Origin of the sequence: Nocardioides sp. GY 10127, assembly GCF_004919085.1 — a bacterium.
In the GTDB taxonomy this organism is placed as follows: domain Bacteria; phylum Actinomycetota; class Actinomycetes; order Propionibacteriales; family Nocardioidaceae; genus Nocardioides.
On the sequence record NZ_STGL01000009.1, the window covers coordinates 1 to 15,835 of the forward strand.

The 15,835-nt window shown below is 70.0% G+C and carries 13 protein-coding genes, 1 tRNA gene and 3 pseudogenes; 8 read left to right on the forward strand and 9 right to left on the reverse strand.

Translation table 11 applies throughout. From position 1 onward, the window contains the following. Window positions 1-253: 253 nt before the first annotated feature. The gene (locus E8D37_RS16720; protein ID WP_206055820.1) at window positions 254-697 is read right to left on the reverse strand and encodes an HIT family protein; all 444 of its coding nucleotides are present in this window, start codon (window positions 695-697) and stop codon (window positions 254-256) included. Between the two features lie 396 nt (window positions 698-1,093). Here E8D37_RS16720 and E8D37_RS16725 point away from each other — a divergent pair, with 396 nt between their 5' ends. The 4 genes from E8D37_RS16725 (at window position 1,094) to E8D37_RS16740 (ending at window position 5,337) form a co-directional block, all read left to right on the forward strand. Beyond that, entirely contained in the window at window positions 1,094-1,642 is a 549-nt protein-coding gene (locus tag E8D37_RS16725; RefSeq protein ID WP_136570980.1) for an NAD(P)H-dependent oxidoreductase, read from the forward strand. A 133-nt stretch (window positions 1,643-1,775) separates the two neighbouring features. Continuing rightward, window positions 1,776-2,432 carry a dTMP kinase gene (gene tmk / locus E8D37_RS16730; protein WP_136570981.1) on the forward strand — a complete coding sequence of 219 codons (657 nt, stop codon included), beginning with the start codon at window positions 1,776-1,778 and terminating at the stop codon, window positions 2,430-2,432. Continuing rightward, window positions 2,429-3,601, forward strand: a complete 1,173-nt coding sequence (locus tag E8D37_RS16735; protein ID WP_136570982.1) for a DNA polymerase III subunit delta' — start codon at window positions 2,429-2,431, stop codon at window positions 3,599-3,601. Before tmk ends, E8D37_RS16735 begins: the two co-directional genes overlap by 4 nt. Then, the gene (locus E8D37_RS16740) at window positions 3,598-5,337 is read left to right on the forward strand and encodes an alpha/beta hydrolase (RefSeq protein ID WP_240770518.1); all 1,740 of its coding nucleotides are present in this window, start codon (window positions 3,598-3,600) and stop codon (window positions 5,335-5,337) included. The genes E8D37_RS16735 and E8D37_RS16740 overlap by 4 nt, the downstream gene beginning before the upstream one ends. A 27-nt stretch (window positions 5,338-5,364) precedes the next feature. Here the strand turns inward: E8D37_RS16740 and E8D37_RS16745 are convergent, their stop codons facing one another. After that, complete coding sequence (locus E8D37_RS16745; RefSeq protein WP_136570983.1) at window positions 5,365-6,291, reverse strand: LysR family transcriptional regulator; 927 nt, start codon at window positions 6,289-6,291, stop codon at window positions 5,365-5,367. A gap of 133 nt (window positions 6,292-6,424) precedes the next feature. Here E8D37_RS16745 and E8D37_RS19955 point away from each other — a divergent pair, with 133 nt between their 5' ends. After that, window positions 6,425-6,586 carry a hypothetical protein gene (locus E8D37_RS19955; protein ID WP_168929798.1) on the forward strand — a complete coding sequence of 54 codons (162 nt, stop codon included), beginning with the start codon at window positions 6,425-6,427 and terminating at the stop codon, window positions 6,584-6,586. A 129-nt stretch (window positions 6,587-6,715) separates the two neighbouring features. Here E8D37_RS19955 and E8D37_RS16750 read toward each other — a convergent pair whose 3' ends face one another. Continuing rightward, complete coding sequence (locus tag E8D37_RS16750) at window positions 6,716-7,270, reverse strand: TspO/MBR family protein (protein ID WP_136570984.1); 555 nt, start codon at window positions 7,268-7,270, stop codon at window positions 6,716-6,718. 161 nt (window positions 7,271-7,431) lie between these two features. Here E8D37_RS16750 and E8D37_RS16755 point away from each other — a divergent pair. Beyond that, a tRNA-Thr gene (locus tag E8D37_RS16755) sits at window positions 7,432-7,507 on the forward strand. Between the two features lie 169 nt (window positions 7,508-7,676). Here E8D37_RS16755 and E8D37_RS16760 read toward each other — a convergent pair. Both E8D37_RS16760 and E8D37_RS16765 read right to left on the reverse strand, forming a co-directional pair. Then, complete coding sequence (locus tag E8D37_RS16760; protein WP_136570985.1) at window positions 7,677-8,780, reverse strand: tyrosine-type recombinase/integrase; 1,104 nt, start codon at window positions 8,778-8,780, stop codon at window positions 7,677-7,679. A 152-nt stretch (window positions 8,781-8,932) separates the two neighbouring features. Next, window positions 8,933-9,181 (reverse strand): helix-turn-helix domain-containing protein, encoded by a 249-nt coding sequence (locus E8D37_RS16765; protein ID WP_136570986.1) that lies wholly within the window; start codon window positions 9,179-9,181, stop codon window positions 8,933-8,935. 326 nt (window positions 9,182-9,507) lie between these two features. Here E8D37_RS16765 and E8D37_RS16770 point away from each other — a divergent pair, with 326 nt between their 5' ends. Continuing rightward, on the forward strand, window positions 9,508-10,290 hold the full coding sequence (locus E8D37_RS16770) for an aminoglycoside phosphotransferase family protein (RefSeq protein WP_136570987.1): 783 nt from the start codon (window positions 9,508-9,510) through the stop codon (window positions 10,288-10,290). A gap of 316 nt (window positions 10,291-10,606) precedes the next feature. Here the strand turns inward: E8D37_RS16770 and E8D37_RS16775 are convergent. Then, window positions 10,607-10,858, reverse strand: a pseudogene (locus E8D37_RS16775) (transposase); the annotation flags it as partial. A 388-nt stretch (window positions 10,859-11,246) separates the two neighbouring features. Further along, window positions 11,247-11,477 (reverse strand): annotated as a pseudogene (locus E8D37_RS16780) (transposase); the annotation flags it as partial. A 582-nt stretch (window positions 11,478-12,059) separates the two neighbouring features. On the opposite strand from E8D37_RS16780, the gene E8D37_RS16785 reads away from it, so the two are divergent. After that, window positions 12,060-12,851 carry a hypothetical protein gene (locus E8D37_RS16785; RefSeq protein WP_136570988.1) on the forward strand — a complete coding sequence of 264 codons (792 nt, stop codon included), beginning with the start codon at window positions 12,060-12,062 and terminating at the stop codon, window positions 12,849-12,851. A 730-nt stretch (window positions 12,852-13,581) separates the two neighbouring features. Here E8D37_RS16785 and E8D37_RS16790 read toward each other — a convergent pair. Next, a pseudogene (locus E8D37_RS16790) lies at window positions 13,582-13,995 on the reverse strand (integrase core domain-containing protein); the annotation flags it as partial. Window positions 13,996-14,773: 778 nt separating this feature from the next. Continuing rightward, complete coding sequence (locus tag E8D37_RS16795) at window positions 14,774-15,811, reverse strand: LacI family DNA-binding transcriptional regulator (RefSeq protein ID WP_240770519.1); 1,038 nt, start codon at window positions 15,809-15,811, stop codon at window positions 14,774-14,776. Between the last annotated feature and the right edge of the window lie 24 nt (window positions 15,812-15,835).

Genomic DNA, 15,835 nt, shown 5'->3' on the forward strand with positions numbered 1-15,835 from the left:
CTCGACCGGCTACTGTCCCACCCACCAAAACATGGTGTTGCAGACGCGGGTTGAATCCACCGCACGGCTCAGGTTGCTGGGGCACCGCTGGTTGGCGGGTGGCTGGGTGGGCGGTGTGTGGGCAACCGTTCGGTGCGGCTGTGGGGTTGGTCAGCCACCGCCGATCGCCGGTGGTGGCTGTGGGGCGGTGTGTGGGCAACCTTTCGGGGCGCGGCTCAGGTTGCTGGGGCACCCCCGGTCGGCGCCGCGAGGCTCAGGCCAGCTCGGCGGCGAGGCGCTCGGCGAGTGAGTCCTGGACGTCGTCCGGCACCCTCAGGTCGTCTCCGGCGCCGAGCCAGCCGAGGACCCCAGGGCCCTTGCGGTCGTCGGGCGGGTCGGGGACCCGCGGCACGAGGTGGACGTGCAGGTGGGCGAACCCCGGTGCCTCGGAGAACTGCATGACGTACGACTTCCGGGCTCCCACGACGAGTCGGAGCGCGGCGGTGAGCCGACCCTGCAGCACGCCCATCTCGGCGAGGGCCGCCTCGGGCAGCTCGTCGAGGGCGAGCACGTGCCGCCGCGGCACCATCACGAGCCACCCCGGCAGGGCTGCGTCGAAGGCGTGGGCGACCCGCCAGTGGTCGGTGAGCACGACCCTCTCCCGAGGGGGCAGCGCGTCGACGCGGGTCTCGAGCCGGCAGTTGTAGCAGTCGTCCACGAGCTCAGTCTGGCGTGCGGCGTCCACCCCGCCGCCCGCCGCCGCGCCCCCGCCACCCCGGGACGTCATGCGAACGCGCCCTGCGGTGCGCCGGGATGGATGACGTCCGCCCCGCCGCCCCGGGAGGTCATACGAACGCGCCCTGCGGTGCGCCGGGATGGATGACGTCCGCCCCCGCCACCCGGGACGTCATACGCACACGCCCCACGACACGCCGGGATGGATGACGTCCACCCACGCCGGCGAGCAGCCGCCGGCCCGGCAGACCCGGCACCCCCCGTTCCCACCCCGTCATGTGTCGAGAGTCATGCGCCCTCGACCGCGTGCAACCGGGCAACCCCGGGCATAGTTGAAAGCGATACGGAGAGCGTGTCGATTTCTACGAGGAGCAGAAGCATGAAGATCGGTGTCGTCATCGGTTCGGTCCGCAAGGGGCGCCGCGGCGCGTCCGTCGCCGAGTGGGTCGCGGAGGCGGCCAAGCAGCGCGACGGCGTGGAGGTCTCGGTCGTCGACCTGGCCGAGTACAACGTCCCGATCCTGGACGAGGAGACCCTGCCGATGATGGCGGGCAAGTCCTACGCCGACGCCGGCGTCCAGGCCTGGAGCGCCGCGATCGACGAGTGCGACGCCTACGTCTTCGTCACCCCCGAGTACAACCACGGCGTGCCCGGCGCGTTCAAGAACGCCGTCGACAGCCTGGGCCCGGAGTGGGTCGGCAAGACCGTCGCGTTCGTCTCCTACGGCGCCGACGGCGGCGTCCGTGCCACCGAGCAGTGGCGCCAGATCATGGTGAACTTCCAGATGTACGACGTGCGCGGCTTCGTCGCCCTCGGCCTCTTCAGCGACTTCGGCGAGTCCGGCTTCGCGCCGATGGAGCGCCGCACCGCCGAGCTGGGCGGCATGCTCGACCAGCTCGTCGCCCTCGCCACCAAGCTGGCCGGCTGACCCCGGCCCCGCCCGGCCGGTCGACACCGGCCACGCGTCGGGTCCTCCCCTGCTGGGCCCGACGTCACGCGCCGACACCGGGCGACGGACACCCCGTTGCCACGGTGTCGGCGCGTTCCCTTACCGTCGTCGCGTGACCTGGCCCGGCCGCTACACCGACACGGGAGTCTTCGTCTGCTTCGAGGGCGGCGACGGCTCCGGCAAGTCCACGCAGTCCGCGCTGCTCGAGTCGTGGCTGGTGGAGGCGGGGCACGACGTCGTCCTCACGCGCGAGCCGGGCGGCACGGACGTCGGGGTGGAGCTGCGCCGGATCGTCCTCTCGCCCGAGACCGGCGTCCTGGCCGACCGCACCGAGGCGCTCCTCTACGCCGCCGACAAGGCCGAGCACGTCGAGCACCTCGTCCTCCCGGCGCTCGACCGGGGCGCGGTGGTCGTGACCGACCGCTACGTCGACTCCACGCTCGCCTACCAGGGCGCCGGCCGCACCCTCGCGGTCGCGGAGGTCGAGCACGTCGCCCGCTGGGCGACCGGGGACCTGCGTCCGCACCTCACCGTCGTCCTCGACCTCGAGCCGGACGCCGCCCTCGCCCGCTTTGAGGGCCGGGACCGGATCGAGGGGGAGTCGCTGGACTTCCACCGCCGGGTCCGCGCCGCCTTCCTGGACATGGCACAGGCGGACGCCGAGCACTACCTCGTCCTGGACGCCCGGGCGCCCCGCGAGGAGATCGCCGCCGCGATCCGCGCCCGCGTCGAGCCGCTGCTCGGCCAGGCCGCCGGGGGGCGACCGTGACCGCACGTCACGGGGTCTGGGGCGACCTGGTGGGCCAGGCGCGGGTGGTCGAGTCCCTCGCGGACGCCGCCGCCGGCAAGGGCATGACCCACGCCTTCCTCTTCACCGGCCCGCCCGGCTCGGGTCGTTCCAACGCTGCGATGGCCTTCGCGGCCGCCCTCCAGTGCGAGCGCGGCCCCGGGCCGGAGGCGGGCTGCGGCGCCTGCCAGCCGTGCCGCACGACGCTGGCCGGCTCGAACCCGGACGTCACCCGCGTCCGCACGGACTCCGTGCAGTTCCTCGTCCGCGACGCCCGCGACATGGTGCGCAAGGCCGCGATGAGTCCCGTCTCCGGGCGCTGGCAGGTCATCGTCGTCGAGGACGCCGACCGCTTCAACGAGTCCTCCGGCAACGCCGTCCTCAAGGCCGTGGAGGAGCCCGGCCCGCGCACGGTCTGGCTGCTGTGCGCGCCCACGGTCGAGGACGTCCTGCCGACCATCCGCTCCCGCTGCCGGCTCGTCTCCCTGGCGACGCCGACCGCCCCGCAGGTCGCGGACTTCCTCGTGCGCACCGCCGGCGTGCCGGAGTCGCTCGCCGCGTACGCGGCCCGGGCGAGCCAGGGCCACATCGGCCGCGCGAAGGCGCTGGCCCTGGACGAGGCCACCCGGAACCGCCGCCGCGAGGTCGTCCGCTACCCGCGCCGCCTCACCGGCATCGGCGCCGCCATGACCGCCGCCTCCAACCTGGCCGAGGTCGCCAAGGAGGAGGCGGACGCGATCACCGGTGAGCTGGACGCCCGGGAGAAGGCCGACCTCGACCAGGCGTTCGGCTACGAGGACAAGGGGCGCCGCCCGCGCGAGTACGCGGCGGCCCTCAAGGAGATGACGGAGGGCCAGAAGCGGCGCGCCCGGCGCCGGGTGCTCGACGTCGTCGACCGCTCCCTCATGGACCTCGTCTCGGTCTACCGCGACGCGATCGCCCTGGGCGTGGGCGCCCCCGGCGAGCTCGTCAACGAGGAGATCCGGGACGAGGTGGAGGAGGTCGTCCGCGCCTCCACCCCCGAGCTGAACCTGCAGCGGATCGAGTGGATCTTCGCTGCCCGCGAACAGATGATGGAGTTCAACGTGCCCCCTGCCCTGGCCCTGGAGTCGATGATGGTCGCGCTGCGCGTGCCGGAGGCCCACCGGTGAGCGGGGACTGGACGCCGCCGGGGTCCTCCCCGCAGCCGCCGCAGAACGGCCAGCAGCCGCCGCAGTACCCGCCCCTCCCGCCGGAGCTCGCAGGCGCGCAGCCGGGCCCCGAGGGGCCGCGACGCGGCTCCACGGCCACCCGCGTGGTCGCCGTCGTGGCCGCCGTCGCGGTGGTGCTGGCCGCGGCCGGCGCCGGCCTGGCGACGGGCCTGGCCTTCTTCGGCGGGTCGGACGACTCCACGAGCGCGTCGAGCACGAGCTCGTCGGCGGCCCCCTCCGAGAGCCCGTCCAGCAGCGCCTCGGCCGACGAGGACGCGACGACCGCGCCGGACGCCTCGCTCCAGCAGTTCTACTCCCAGACGCTCGACTGGGCCGACTGCGGCGACGGCTCGGGCAACGAGTGCGCCACGCTCCAGGTGCCGGTCGACTACGACAACCCGGACGACGGCTCGTTCGGCCTCGCGGTGCTGCGGGTGCCGGCGGCCGACCAGGCGGACAAGGTCGGCTCGCTCGTGGTGAACCCGGGCGGCCCCGGCGCGCCGGGCACCAGCTACGCGGCGGGCGGCAGCTCGGTCTTCACCCAGCCCGTGATGGACGCCTTCGACATCGTCGGGTTCGACCCGCGGGGCACCGGCTCCTCCGACCCCGTCGACTGCCTCTCCGACTCCGAGATCGACGACTTCGTCGCCATGGACCCCGATCCCGACACGGACGCCGAGGCCCAGGCCTCCGTCGACGCCCTGAAGTCGCTCTTCGCCGGCTGCGTGGCGAACTCCGACGACCTGGTGGGGCACGTGACCACGGCCGAGGCGGCGCGGGACATGGACGTCCTGCGGGCGGCCCTGGGCGAGTCGCAGCTCGACTACCTCGGGGCGTCCTACGGCACGAAGCTCGGCGCGACCTACGCCCAGCTCTTCCCCGACCGGGTCGGCCGGTTCGTCCTGGACGGCGCGGTCGACGTCTCGCTCAGCAGCCGCCAGCTCGCCCTCGGCCAGGCCAAGGGCTTCCAGCGCGCGCTCACGGCCTACGTCACCGACTGCGTGGACGGCGCGTCCGGCTGCTTCCTCGGCGACACCGTCGACGAGGGCCTGCAGACGATCTCCGACTTCCTCGAGAGCACCGACTCCGACCCGCTGCCCACCCAGGACGGCCGGACGCTCACCGAGGGCGACGCGTTCTACGGGATCATCACGCCGCTCTATAACAGCGACTACTGGTACCTGCTGACCCAGGGCCTCAAGCAGGCGTTCCAGGGGGACGGCTCGACGCTGATGCTCCTGGCCGACGCCTACACCTCGCGCAGCGACGACGGGACGTACGCCGACAACTCCTTCGAGGCCTACTACGCCATCAGCTGCCTGGACGACCCGGCCTCGGAGTCGATCGCCCAGGTGAAGAAGGACATCCCGGCCTTCGAGAAGGCCTCGCCGACGCTGGGTGAGGTGTTCGCCTGGGGGATGCTCGGCTGCCAGGGCGAGACGCTGAAGGCGACCGAGACGGTCGGCGACATCACCGCCGAGGGCGCCAACCCGATCCTCGTCGTCGGCACCACCCGCGACCCGGCCACCCCGTACGAGTGGGCCCAGGCCCTGGCGTCCCAGCTGGACTCCGGCGTCCTGCTCACCCGCGACGGCGACGGTCACACCGCCTACAACTCCGGCAACAGCTGCATCGACTCGGCGATCGAGGGCTACCTCATCGACGACGTCGTGCCGGACGACGGCACCACCTGCTGATCCGGCGGGGCGCGACCGGAGCCCGCGTCAGCGTCGGTTGATCGGCTCGGCCACGGAGCGGATGCGCTCCGTGGCCAGCTCGATCATCAGCCGCGCGGCGGGGGAGAGGACGGCCCCGGCGCGGTGCACCACCGCGAAGGTGTCGAACTGGCGGGGCCGGAGCGACACCCAGCCCGCGTTGGGGGCGAGCCGGGGCAGGAGCTGCTCGGCGGCGCCGTGGGGGATGACGGAGTCCGCGAGCCCCATCCCCACGACCTCGACGGCCGTCTCGATGTCCTCGACCTCGATCTTGCTGCGGGGGTTGCGGCCGGTCTCGGTGAGCATCTGCCGCAGCGTGGTCCGCGTGGAGTCGACCTCCGCCCACGTGGTCTCGGGCATCACGAGGCTGGCCAGCGAGAGCCGGTGGGCGGTGACGGGCGTGGCCAGGTGCGCGGGGTCGGCGCTGATGTACACGAGCTCCTCGCGGGCCACCGGGGTCACCGTCAGCCCGTCTGCGTTGACGCTGGAGACCGCGAGCATCGCCGCCTCCAGCCGTCCGCGCCGGAGGTCCTCGGCCACGGCGATCGAGTTCTGCCCGACGAGCTCGACGTTGACGCCCGGGTAGCGGGCCAGCACGTCGGCGATGAGGCTCGCGCCGGCGTACAGGCGGGCGATGCCGAACATCCCGAAGCGGATGGTGCCAGTTTCGAAAGAGCGGACGCTCGCGACCGCCTGGCGGGCCTCCTCCACGGACGCCAGGACCTTCTCCGCGTGGGGCCGCAGGGTGTCGGCCACGGAGGTGGGCACGACCCCCCGTCCGACCCGGCGGAAGAGCTGCACCCCGAGGGTCTTCTCCAGGGCTCTGATCTGCTCGGACACGCTCGGCTGGGCGTAGCCGAGCGCGTTCGCGGCACCCGTGAGCGAGCCGTGCTCGTAGGTCGCCAGGAAGCAGGTCAGCTGGTGCAGCGACAGCATGTGACGCACCTCTCTTCAAGCCATAGGTCGAGCCTTGAGAACCGGCTGGAAAGTAAGGCTACCCCTGGGCAAGAGGAGTCCTCAGAATGGAACTCGTCAACGACGTCGATCCGACTCCCCGGGAGGTACCCCCATGTTCGTCCACCACTGCTCCGCCTGCGCCAAGGACCAGCTGATCTTCCCGAGCATGCTCTCGGGCGTCCGCACCACCGAGGTCGGCACCGAGGTCACGTTCACCTGCTGGTGCGGCGCCGAGCAGGCTGCCGGCACCGGCCACGTCCTCGCCGACGCCTGAGCCCCACCGCCTCGGCCACGCTGCCCGAGGCTCATCTGCGCCGGCCGCCGGCGCGCACGCAACGAGCCCGCCCGACCTGATGGTCGGAGCGGGCTCGACGTGTCTCCGGGGTCCCCCGGTGGTCGCGGGTCAGCGGTTGAGCCACCAGATGGCGGCGTTGAGGCACGTCGCGAAGGCCACCCAGAGCAGGTAGGGGGCCAGCAGGACGCCGGCCGCCCGCTCGCGCCGCACGCCCAGCACGAGCGTGGTGGCGACCGCGACCAGCAGCACCACGATCTCCACGAGCGCCCAGCCGTAGAGGGCTGCCGCGAAGAACAGGGGCGTCCAGCAGGCGTTGAGCACCAGCTGCACCGTCCATGCGCCGAGGAACCGGTCGGCCCCGTGCCGCCGCCACACCTGCCAGGCGGCGAGGGCGATGAGCACGTACAGGACGCTCCAGACCGGGGCGAACAGCCACGAGGGCGGTGCCCAGGCCGGCAGCTCCAGGGCGGCGTAGTCCGAGGCCGCGCTGCTCGCGGCCAGGCCGCCCACGCCCGCGGCTACCGCGACCGCCACCAGGAACCCGACCAGCGCCGCGACCTGTCGGCCCCGGCTCGGGGCGGTCCGTCGGCCGGCGTCCGCGTGCCCCTGCGGTGTGGCGAGGGTCGTGCGGCCGGTGTCGGGGAGGGAGCGCTGTGCGGTCATGTCTCCACGGTGCCTCGCGCTCGGCCGACCGCGTCCACCCGGCCGGGTAGGAAGCGGGGAGGCCTGGCGCGTGACCCGGGTCGCCCCGCGTTTTCACGCCAGCGCCGGGCTCTCCCTATACTCACTGCCGTCGCCGGGCCCGGTCACGGGCGCGAGGACACGCCGCCTTAGCTCAGTCGGTAGAGCGATTCACTCGTAATGAATAGGTCGTCGGTTCGATTCCGACAGGCGGCTCCACCAGACAACCCCTGACCTGCAGCGATGCAGGCGGGGGCTGTCGGCGTTCCGGGGCGAAATGGCCCGATTGACACGTTTGCGACACGTTTCAGCGAGATCCGGGGCGCAGATCTGCCCTCTGACGTGCGGTGTCGGGCTCGGTGGCACCGCGATTGCGGACCGCCTCGGGTCAGATGTCGAGGGGTGCGAGCAGCCGGTCGAGCACGGCGCGGAGGTCGGGTGCGACCTCGCGTCGTCCGACGTAGTGGCGGAAGGTGACGGAGGGGTCGCGGTGGCCCAGCTGGTCGCGGGCGGCGTCGAGGGAGACCTCGTGTGCGAGCAGGGTGCCGACGGTGCGGCGCAGGGTGTGGAAGGTCGTGCCGGCCACGGCCAGGTCGAGCGCCGAGGGCGGCTCGTCGACGCGGGCGAGCGCGGTGCGGAGCCGGGTGCGGAGGTTGGAGGTGTGCAGCCAGCCGCCGGTGCGGCCGCGGAACACGGGTGTGTCGTCGTCGGCGGGGGAGTCGGCCAGGCGTCGGCGGAGGAGCTGCACCGCGGCGTCGGGGAGGACGAGGGTGCGGTCCTCGTGGTTCTTGGTCCAGTCCTGTCGGTGCAGGGCCTCGACGTAGCCGGTGCGGGGGTTCACCAGGGTGCCGGTGATCGCTGCGGTGGGCACGTCGGCGTCGAGGTCGAGGTCGCGGCGGCGCAGGGCGAGCGCTTCGCCCTCGCGGCAGCCGGTGGCGAGGAGGAGGTCGACGAGGTCCTGGAGGTCGTGGTTGGGCATGCGCCGGTCGGGGATGCGGACGGCTTCTCGGCGGACGCGCCGACGGAGGTGGAGCGCGGCCTCGACGGTGAGGAAGTCGACCTCGCGTGGCCGGCGGCGTGAGGTCCGCGGGGTGTCCCGCATGGGGTTCGCGGTCATCGCGCCGTGGCGGACGGCGAGGGAGAACATGCCGGACAGGACGACGCGCAGCTGCTCGGTGGCGCGCCCGCCGGGGCGTGCCGGGTAGCGGCCGTGGGGGCGTCCGTTCTCGATGGCGGCGAAGAGGTTGTCGAGCAGCGGGACGGTGATCTCACGCAGGTGCACCCCGCCGAGGGCGGGGACGACGGCGACGCGGACCTCGTTGTCGTAGCCGGCGAGGGTCTGCGGGGCGAGCGGGCCCTCGGATCGGCTCTTGCCGTGCTGACGTCGGTGCTCGAGCCAGATCTCGGCGAGCTCCCCGACGGTGGTGTCGCCGCGGATGGTCTCGGTGCCTGCTGTGTCCCGGGCTGCGAGCTTGCGCTGCACCGCCCGCACGGCAGCGCCCTTGGTGTCGGCCGTCGCGCGGACCGAGCTGACGCGGCCGTCGGCACCCGCACCTGCGCCCGCGCCAGCCACCGCCCGCCGGGTTGGCGGGCGGTGGTGACGGGACTGCTCTCCCCGCGAGGGATGCGGTTCTGGGGCAAGGGTCAGGACTCCATCCAGACGGCGCCCTCGTCGTCCTTCTGTTGCAGCCAGGCCTCGACGGCCGACCGCCGGTACCGGACGTGTCGCCCAATGTGCAGGCAGGCCGGGCCCTGCCGCTCGGTGCGCCACTTCTTCAGGCTGCCCACTGGGATGCCGCCGAGGATCTGCGAGACCTGCTCGGGCGAGAGCAGCGGGTCCTCGGCGTTTAGCGTCGGTGCGGTCTGCGGGTGCTGGTGCTGGGGTGCGGTCATGGTGCCTCCTGGAGCGAACGTGACGACGGGTGCCGTCGGAGACCGTTCGTGACACCAGAGGCGCGCCCCGGGGTCGGGGAGTGATCGCGGGACCGGCCGGGTGTCGGACGGCGCGTTCGAGCCTGGCACCGGGAAGGGTCGGGTGCTGGTGGGCGGCGCCCGTCTGTGGAGGCTCGCCGCCTGTCCACAGGGGCTGCGGTGGTGAGACCTCACCACCGCACTCACCACCGCACTCACCACCGCACTGGCGTCGGTCGGCGTCGGACACGAGGCACCCCGCCGAATCTCCGTGGCCCGAGCGGTGCCCAGGTGGGAGGGTCGGCGTCATGGCTGAGGACGATCCACGGGCCCGGGCGGCGGAGCTGAACGAGCAGCTCAGACCTATCGAGATCTCGGCCGAGACCGTCACGCGGCCCGCTGGCGCCCACACCGCCACCGTCCACGCGTTCCTGCGCCACCTGCGTGAGCAGGGGCTGGACTGCGTGCCCGAACCCCTCTCGCTCGACCGCGAGACCGAGACCCTGCGCTACATCGCCGGTGACAGTGGTGGTGATGCCTGGACACACCAGCACGACGAACGTGGGCTGAGCTCGGCGGCGCGGCTCCTGAGGCGCGTCCACGATGCCTCCGAAACGTGGGTCCCGCCGCGTGAGGCGGTCTTCGCCGCGCCGCCCGTGGACGGCGGTCAGGTCTTCGTCCACGGGGACCCTGGCCCCTGGAACTTCGTGTGGCGGGACGGCGAGGCCGTTGCCCTCATCGACTGGGACTTCCTGCACCCGGCACCGCCGATGAGCGACGTCGCCTACGCCCTGCAGTGGTTCGCGCCGCTGCGGGACGACGAGGCCGCCGTGGAGTGGCACCACTTCCCGGCGGTGCCGGACCGGCGCGCCCGCGCCCGGGCGTTCCGCGATGCGTACGGGATGCCGGCTGGGGTCGACGTCGCCGACGCCGTCATCGCTTGGGTCAGGTACACCGGCGACCACGTGAGGTTCCTGGCCGATCAGGGCCACGAGCCCCAGAAGACCTGGGTCGCCGACGGGCTCGTGGAGCAGACCGAGCTGGCCGACGTCGAGTGGATCGACGCCCACAGGTCGCTGTTCACGGGTTGACGCGTGGCTGGACGCACCCCCCTCTGGCGAGGGCAAGTGCGCGTCCGCATTACGTACGGACGCTTCACCATCCCGGTGATGCACTAGGTGTGTGGGTCTAGCTGCTGGCACCGATCTCTCGGCCTGGCAGGTTCGTTGAGCCGGAGCCCGGCGTGGGAGTCCGGTGGCATGAGTTGTCCGAGCCTGCCGCTGGCCAATGCCGTTGAGGGGGGCAGGGGCGGTTGCCGCCACGTCAGAGTGACACCGGTTCGTGCAGCAGACCCGACTGAGTGGTCCAGCGCATACACGGAATCCTGTGACTTCTCATGAAAGTGGCTCATCGCAGATGAGGGTGTAGTCGGTGTCTGAAGCCTCCGGTCTCGAGGAGGCACCTGGCGATGTAGTTGGTGAGGTTGCGGAACCCGAGCGCGGAGCCGCGGAGGTGTTCGAGGCGACCGTTGATGGCCTCGGTCGGTCCATTGGATGTGCCGGCCCGGTCGAAGTAGGCCAGGACGTCATCGGCTCGCTTCTTCAATGTCCGTCCGAGGGTGGTGAGTTCGGTCAGCGGCTCCGGGACACCGCTCCTGAGTTGGGTCACGTGCCTTCCGTTTCGGGGAGCGGATCAAGCTGACCTGCGGCGATGGCGTCAGTTAGCGCGCCACCAAGGCACTAATCCCAGGCAGCAAGCGGTGTCGAGGCTGACGTTCAGCCTCGGACCTTGATGCTCGTGGCGGCCGCCGGGCACCTCGAGATCGACGTCGAGGCGTACATATCAGGGACGGCATTCGGCGTGTTGCCGTTGACCAGGCGCTCACGAGTCCGTTCTGGCCCTGGTGACGAGGCTGCGCGGTCGAGTGAGTTTCCTGGGCCGACCAGCTGCCACGGGCGCCACGAGCGTCGCGACCTGCAACAACGTGGGCGCCGAAAGTTGGACTCGCCCTCGCGAGCAAGGCACTAAGCCGATTGACCCAACTCAGGTCGAAGTAGGCCAGGACGTCATCGGCTCGCTTCTTCAATGTCCGTCCGAGGGTGGTGAGTTCGGTCAGCGGCTCCGGGACACCGCTGGCCAGTGATGCGATGACCTGGGTCGTGAGCTCGCGGCCCTGGCGGCGGTCTTCGTGGCGGTAGGCGGTGATCATCCGCTGGTAGATGCCCCAGGTCGCTTCGACCTCGACGTGCCGATCGTCGGCGAACAGGGCCCGGAGCCTGGTGGCTAAACCACCGACCCGCACCGACTCGATGTTCGTGACGTCCACATCAAGTGGCCCCTTCATCGCATCCAGCCGTTCAGTCGGGCAGTGTAGGGAGGAACGCGCAAACGGGCGGAGTCTGGCTTGGTCTGCCGTTCCAAGACGCAGTTGGTATCGGTTGGCCGGAGCGCGCGTCTTCGTAGTGTCTACGGACCTGACGTCGGCGGCCAAGGACGGCGATCGCTGCGGCCAGGAAGAAGCCCGAGCCAAAGGACGCCCAGTGGAGGCTGCCAGAGGCGATTGCCTGAACGAGACCGAGGGCAGCGACCATCAGGAACACGACCGGAACGAGGAGGTCCCTGAAACCGTGGCCGCGCCGGTCGCTCGGCGGCTCCACCTTCGGATCCTACTCCCGCGAAGTCGCGGTGTCCGCTCGTCGAACAAGCCCGATTGGAAGGCGGTCGTGATGTTGGCCTTGGCGCGGGTCACCCACCAAAGCAAAGCTTCCTTTGCGTCTTCCATAGCGCCGCAGGGCTATCAACCTTTACCCAATTGGGCCATTGCTCGCCCCCTCTCCCGTCGTCGAGGCTGAACTGGCGGATGGCTGTCGCGGCCACTGTTTCTGAGGAGCGTGCAATGCGGTGGTCATCACGTCTACCTGCTGCAATACTCCTTTCGGTCATGACTTGCATCATTATTGAGGGTGCAGCATTCTCTCAACAGGTTGGGGCCGCCGCGGGCGGCTCCGGTTACGAAAGCGACTTCCGAACACACATTGCCGAGCCGTCCGCGTTCATTAACGGAACCTACGGGCGGACATATTGGGGTGCTGTAACCTTTCCAAACGGGACCTTCTTTCAGTCCGGCTATCTCGATGCGAGCAACCAGTACTCAGATCTCTGTCAGACCGGATTCGCTACCTTTGTAACTGGATTGAACTCGTCGGGCCAGAGCGTCTTCTCAGATCTCTACAATGATGGCCACTGCAATCTCACTGGTGACCACTACTTCCGACTGCTGATCACGAACGTAACGTCAAGCGCAGTATCCTGGCGCTGGGCACTCGACGGCGTGACCTATGGTCCGACACTGTCCATGTCTTTGTCGAACTCAAGTTTTCAACGACTAAATGCTGGGGTCATATCTGAGATAGTCGACCCGAACCCCATTGGCTCATCGGCGGCATTTCCGACGGTCACATACAACCCGGCCATACAATTCAAGAATTCTAGTGGAGTGTGGGTCGACGCCACTCACGGTCACTTCCTCGAGTCGCCGGACAATACATGCAGATATGCCCTGAAGGTATTGGCGGACGCTGACATACGTACCGGCCTCTCAGGTGTCATAAATGCAACGCAATGCTACAGCTCAGGGGACAGCCTATGGTGAGCACAACGGCCGTGAGGCACCTCGTTTCGCTTGCCGTCATTATCGTAAGCGTCACGTTTTCGACAGCTTGCTCGAGACAGGGTCAGAATTCGGCAACTGAACAGAGCCCACTTGCCTCCAATACGGTTTCTCCCTCAAGCGGCGTACCGCCCACGCCAGCGTCAACCCCGGTTCAGACGTGTCATGGACTGCTCGACTCCTCCGATGCGGCGCGCCTTGTGCAATCCGGCAGGGCAGTGGCTTTGGTAGTCCTCACGATTGGAAACGAGACGAGCGCCGATGACGCAGCTCGCGTCGTGGGGGTAAGCTCCTCCGAGCTCCTGTCCGGCTCGCTGCCGAGTGGACCTGTTCGGACGCTGGAGCTGGAGCCAATTGTCGCCGGATACGACCCGTTCGCGGCAGGGCCGTATGCAGTACTGGTTGGCGAAACAGGAAGTTCGGGCGCCTACTACGCAGCGGACGGACTGTCAGGCTCTTTTATTGTCGATGAGGGCAAACTATTTGAGCGTTGTCCAAACTACTCAGATCCCGAGAATCCTGACATCGTCAAGGACGGGGTCGTGGAAAGATCCGACGTGACTTCATTGTTTGATGCCGCGTTTGCCGAAGTCGCCGCAAGCGCTCCTCAGTCCTAGCTGTTGCGGGGCAGGAGGTTGGTGACGCGGGGGCTGGGTCGGGGGTGATGCAGGTCGGGCAGGTCCTCTGAAGCGCCCCAGGTTCTCTGCCGGTCCTATACGGGGTGCGGCTCTCGGTTGAGGGTCGCGTAGTGGGCCTGCTCGAACTCCACGGGAGTCATCATCCCCAAAGTCGAGTGCAGGCGTCTGTTGTTGTACCAGTCGACCCACCCCGCGGTGGCGTACTCGACGTCTCCGATGGTCCGGTAGGGGCCGGCGTGGAAGATCGTGGTGCGCACGCACTCGGTCTTGTACAGGCCGATCAAGCACTCCATGAGGGCGTTGTCGTAGGCATCGGCGACTGACCCGATCGAGGGCCGGATGCCCTCATCGGCGAGATGTTCGGTGAACGTGATCGAGGTGTACTGGGACCCGGCATCGGCGTGGCCGATGAGCTCGCCGCGCACCACGGGGTGGCCCTCGCGGCCGCGCTGCCACAGCGCCATCCGCACCGGCACGTCGACGAGCTCGGGTCTGCTGCACGGATAGGTGACATGGTTTTGCGCGCCGCCCTGATGTCGATCGCCGTCACCGCCGTACTCATGCCCCATCTGTGCCCCGCGGCGTCGAAATCCGGGTGTTCGTGCTGGTGGCCGGTTGGGGGAGTCGGGGTCTGTAAATCCGTCGCGGATGCTCCCTGCTCGACTGGTGCCGGTCGCCGGCTGGACAGAGATGCGTGACCAGCGGAAGCTGCGGGTGAAGAGCTACCCTGCGCTGTCCGACGGCACCCGGTTGACCCCGGCTGTGCTGGGCGCCGTGTGCGCGACTGGTGCCCTGGCGCCTGGTTCGCTGGGTGCAGTGACTGAGCCACCGAGTCAGATGGAGTAAGCGCGGCTGCACGAGGCGCCGAAGACCGGTTCCGCGCGTCGTGCTCCGGCCGGCCTCGTGGGGCGGATTCGCGGTCACGCCGACGGCCTGGGCCAGCCGGTGCGTCGTCGCATCAAAGTGACACGTTTGCGACACGTTTCCCGCAGAAACGACACGATTCGCCGCACTTTGTAGCAACGCGCTGCGCTCGCGGGTTTCGCGTTGCTCCAGGTCAGATGCCCTGTTGCTCCTCATCGAGTCGGACCGAGTCGGTTTGTATCCCCCTTTGACAGGTGAATAGGTCGTCGGTTCGATTCCGACAGGCGGCTCCACCAGACAGCCCCTGACCTGCAGTGATGCAGGCAGGGGCTGTCGGCTTTCGCGGCTCAGACAGGCTTCTCCCTGCGGCTTCGCAGGGCCCGCCCCGGTTCGGTGGACGGCTCAGGGTGTGGCGGTCGACTCGCGCGGCACGAGGTGGCACGGCGTCCGACGCACTCCGCCCTCGAGCTGTTGGCCGCCCATGGCGTCGAGCAGCAGCCGGGCGGCGATCTGCCCGACGTCGTAGAGGCCCAGGTCGACGCTGGTCAGGGGAGGCCGGCACGCGTCCACCATGACGTCCCAGTTGTCGAATCCGACCACACCGACCTGGTGTGGGACGTCGATGCCCGCGTCCCGTAGGGACTCGGCGACGCCGCGCGCGATCTGGTCGTTGCCGCACACGACGCCGTCGAATTCAATGCCCGATCGGATCAGCTGCTGCGCAGCCTGGCGGCCCCATCCCTCGGTCCACTGGCCGAGGAGCGGCGGGTGGACCAGCGAGTGTCCCTGCCCCTCCAGCACGTCGGTCGTTCGGTTGAGCCGGACGCGGGACGCGTCGTCCCACCGTCCCGACACGAAAGCGAGCCGGCGGCGCCCAGTGGCGAGCAGGTGCCGCACCGCCGCCTCGGTGCCGGCCGCGTCGTCGGGGACCACCGACACGTCGTGGGGGTCGTCGGACCACGCCATCGCATAGACGGTGGGACTGGAGAGGTCGCGCCCCACGGACTCGCGGCCGAAGATGCCGGCGCCGGTGACGAGGATGCCGTCGACGCGACGCTGGAGGAAGGAGTCCACGAAGAACTGCTCGCGGATGCGGTCGCCACGTCCGTCGCACAGCAGGAGGGCGACGCCCTCCTGGGCGAGTGCCTCCGTGGCTCCGAGCAGGACGGGCGCGGTGAGTCTGCCGAACCGGTCGCTGGTGATGACCCCTACGGTGTTCGTCCGTCCGGCGAGCAGGCTGGCAGCCACTGCGTTGGTCTGGTACCGGAGCTCGCGAGCGGCCTCCACGATGCGCTCCCGCGTCTCGTGGCGGACAGCGCCTTTGCCCGACAGCGCCTTGGACACGGTCGAGATGGACACTCCGGCGCGCTCGGCCACGTCGGCAGCGGTCGGGCTGCGTCGACGGGGGGCGGAGGGGTCCGTCGCCTGCGTCTCGGTCACGGAGGAAAAGTAGCAGAAAACTGC